The sequence below is a fragment of the Azospirillum sp. TSO5 genome (genome assembly GCF_003116065.1).
In the GTDB taxonomy this organism is placed as follows: domain Bacteria; phylum Pseudomonadota; class Alphaproteobacteria; order Azospirillales; family Azospirillaceae; genus Azospirillum.
Window position 1 is genome coordinate 1 of the sequence record NZ_LGQY01000166.1, and the last position, 2,788, is coordinate 2,788.

A 2,788-nucleotide genomic window follows, 5' to 3' on the forward strand; every position below is an offset into this window, starting at 1 on the left:
AACAAGGAATGGGAGGCAATGCCACACTCACCATGAAAACAACATGGTTGCTCCCCCGCTTCGCGGGAGAGGGGGTAGAACGCTTGTCGGCGTGACCTAACTGCCGAAGCAGCGGCAGTCCACTCTCCCACCGAAGGTGGGGGAGGGTTAGGGAGGGGGCACCGTCAGCAGCAACCCCTCACCCCACCGACCGCGTCCGCTCCGACAGTTCGATCAGGTCCATCAGCTCGTTGCTCTTCCAATAGCGCGACTTGCCGACTTCGGTGCGCGCGGTGGCGACGAGGTCGTCGATGATCGCCTGCTCCTCCGCGCCCAGATCGCCGCCGCGCTCCAGCCGGTGCGACAGCAGCCGGGTCATGTTGTGGCTGAAGGTGGGGATCCAGGCGCTGACGCGCTGGCCGAACACGCCGGCGATGCCGTCGATGCGCAGGAGATGCTCCATCCGCTCGTCCAGCGGATCGGTCTCCTCGAACTTCATCGCCTTTTCGACATTGGCGCGCAGCTCCTCCAGCAGGCTTTCGCGCCATTTCACCAGATCGTAGGTCTCGAAGCCGAAATCGCGCGACATCGCCTGCCAGCGCCACAGCAGCCGGTCGAGCCACACGACGTCGGCATGGTCGATCACCGGCTGGCGCCGGGCGGCTGCCGCCTGGGCGGAGCGTTCCATCGCCACCGCGGCGACACGCGACCCGATGATCTTCGCCGCCTGGGTCCAGGCGTTGCGGAAGGCCGGCTCGCTGCGGCGGTCCTCCATCAGCCCGGCCGAGGTGGCGGCATGGACCAGCTGGTCCAGACGCTGCACCAGTGCCTCCAGCCGCGCCTTCTCCTTGGCGCTGGGCCGGATGGCGGAGCCGGGGACCCGGTCGTTCAGCTTCAGGATGACGGTCAGCGCCGCGGTCAGTGCGCGGGTGACGCCGATGAAATGGCCGGTCAGCGCCGCGGTCATGGCGTCGCCGCGGCCGGGATCGACGCCGCTCTGCCGGATATACAGCGCCGCCACCGGATAGTTGCGCTTCACCGTCAGCACCGAAAGCGGCAGCAAATTCGCCAGATCGTCGCCGCAGCGGTCGCGCAGCTGGTCCGTCGCGTCCAGCAGCCGGTCGGCCAGCCGGTTCGCCTCCGCCTCGCCGCCGCAACTGGCGGGAAACTCCTCCAGCCGCTCGGCGACCGGTTTGCCCGCCCCCTCGGCATGGGTCAGCACCAGATGCATCAGCCGCAGCGTGTTGACATCGATGGTCGGCGTCTTTTCCAGGAAGCCCGACATCAGCCGGGTGCGGCGCGGCCGGTTGCGCGACATGCCGGCCAGCAGTTCCTCCGTGGCCTTCTTGTTGGCCAGCACGGCATCCAGATGCTTCACCGCGGCGACCCGCATCCGCTCCTTCATCACCATGGCGACGGGGGAGCGCAGGATGCGGTCGATCACCTCGCCGCGCGCCATCTCGTCCAGCGTCTCCTGCGCCTCCACCGCCAGCAGCGGAAAGGCGTCGCGGCTCAGCGCCTCCCACAGGGCGCCGACATCGACGCGCTGCAGCATGCCGGGGACGGCGACGCCGCCGTGATAGAGCACGTCGTCGTCGATCAGGAAGGCTTCGAACAGGTTGGTGAACAGGCGCCGGGCGCGGTTGGTGCGCTGGCGGTTCAGATACTCGATGACATATTGGCGGACGAGCTGGACACGGTCGGTCGGCTCGCTGTCCATGCCCTCGATCTCGCTCAGCAGGCTGTAGACGAGGCTGGCCGGCAGCCGCGCCACCAGGGCGTCGATCTTGTGCCGCAGCTCGTCCTGGTGCAGCTCTTCCGGGCGTATTTCGTCGGTCATGCGCGGGCCGCCACGCGATGTTGGGAAGCGATGGCGGGCGCAGAGGCGCCGCCGCGCGTCATTTAGGACGCAAACCGTAAATTTTTATGTAATGAACCGGAGAAGACGCAGGCCTGGGCGTGGCCCCCGCCGGCAGCGGACGGCCACGCCGAAACCCGTGGGCGCTCAGCCGTTGCGCAGCTTGGCGATCGGCTGCGAGAACTGCAGCTCGATGTCCCAGGGGAAGTGGATCCAGGTGTCCTGGCTGACTTCGGTGATGAAGGTGTCGACCAGCGGCCGGCCGGCCGGCTTGGCGTAGACGGTGGCGAAATGCGCCTTGGGCAGCATCTTGCGCACGACTTCCGCCGTCTTGCCGGTGTCCACCAGATCGTCGATGATCAGCCAGCCCTCGCCGTCGCCGGCGTTGGCGCCCTCGACACCCTTCAGCACCGTCGCGTTGCGCTGCTGCTGGTGGTCGTAGCTGGAGACGCAGACGGTGTCGATCATGCGGATCTCAAGCTCGCGCGCGATGATCGCCGCAGGAACCATGCCGCCGCGCGTGATCGCGATGATGCCCTTCCACGGGCCGCGGTCGATCAGGCGCCAGGCCAGCGCCTTGGCATTGCGGTGGAGCTCTTCCCAGGACACCGGGAAATGCTTGTTGAAGGGGGCTTCGGCCACGGGACTGACTCTCCAAAAACAGCAAGCGGACTGTATAACCCAGCCGCCGCCGCCGGGCAATCGGGGGCTATTTGTATGCCCATGCTCCGACGCCGCAGGGCTGCCGAAATTTCGTGAAAAAAGCGCTTGCGGGGCCGGGGGGCTTTGAGTATGTTGCGCGCCTCGACGCCGACGGCCCGCCGCCGACGCCGGGATGGACGGAAGGTGACACTGCCGACCGTCGCAGAATACACAGCGCGCCCGTAGCTCAGCTGGATAGAGCATCAGACTACGAATCTGAGGGTCAGGAGTTCGAATCTCTTCGGGCGC

General features: G+C 67.0%; 2 protein-coding genes and 1 tRNA gene. 1 reads left to right on the forward strand and 2 read right to left on the reverse strand.

Translation table 11 applies throughout. The features are described 5' to 3' along the window. Nucleotides 1-178 precede the first annotated feature (178 nt). Together TSO5_RS31325 and gpt are read right to left on the reverse strand one after the other, a co-directional pair. Complete coding sequence (locus TSO5_RS31325; protein ID WP_109155276.1) at nucleotides 179-1,819, reverse strand: hypothetical protein; 1,641 nt, start codon at nucleotides 1,817-1,819, stop codon at nucleotides 179-181. 165 nt (nucleotides 1,820-1,984) lie between these two features. Continuing rightward, nucleotides 1,985-2,479, reverse strand: a complete 495-nt coding sequence (gene gpt / locus TSO5_RS31330) for a xanthine phosphoribosyltransferase (RefSeq protein WP_158282014.1) — start codon at nucleotides 2,477-2,479, stop codon at nucleotides 1,985-1,987. A gap of 236 nt (nucleotides 2,480-2,715) precedes the next feature. Here gpt and TSO5_RS31335 point away from each other — a divergent pair. Then, nucleotides 2,716-2,788: transfer RNA gene (locus TSO5_RS31335), tRNA-Arg, on the forward strand.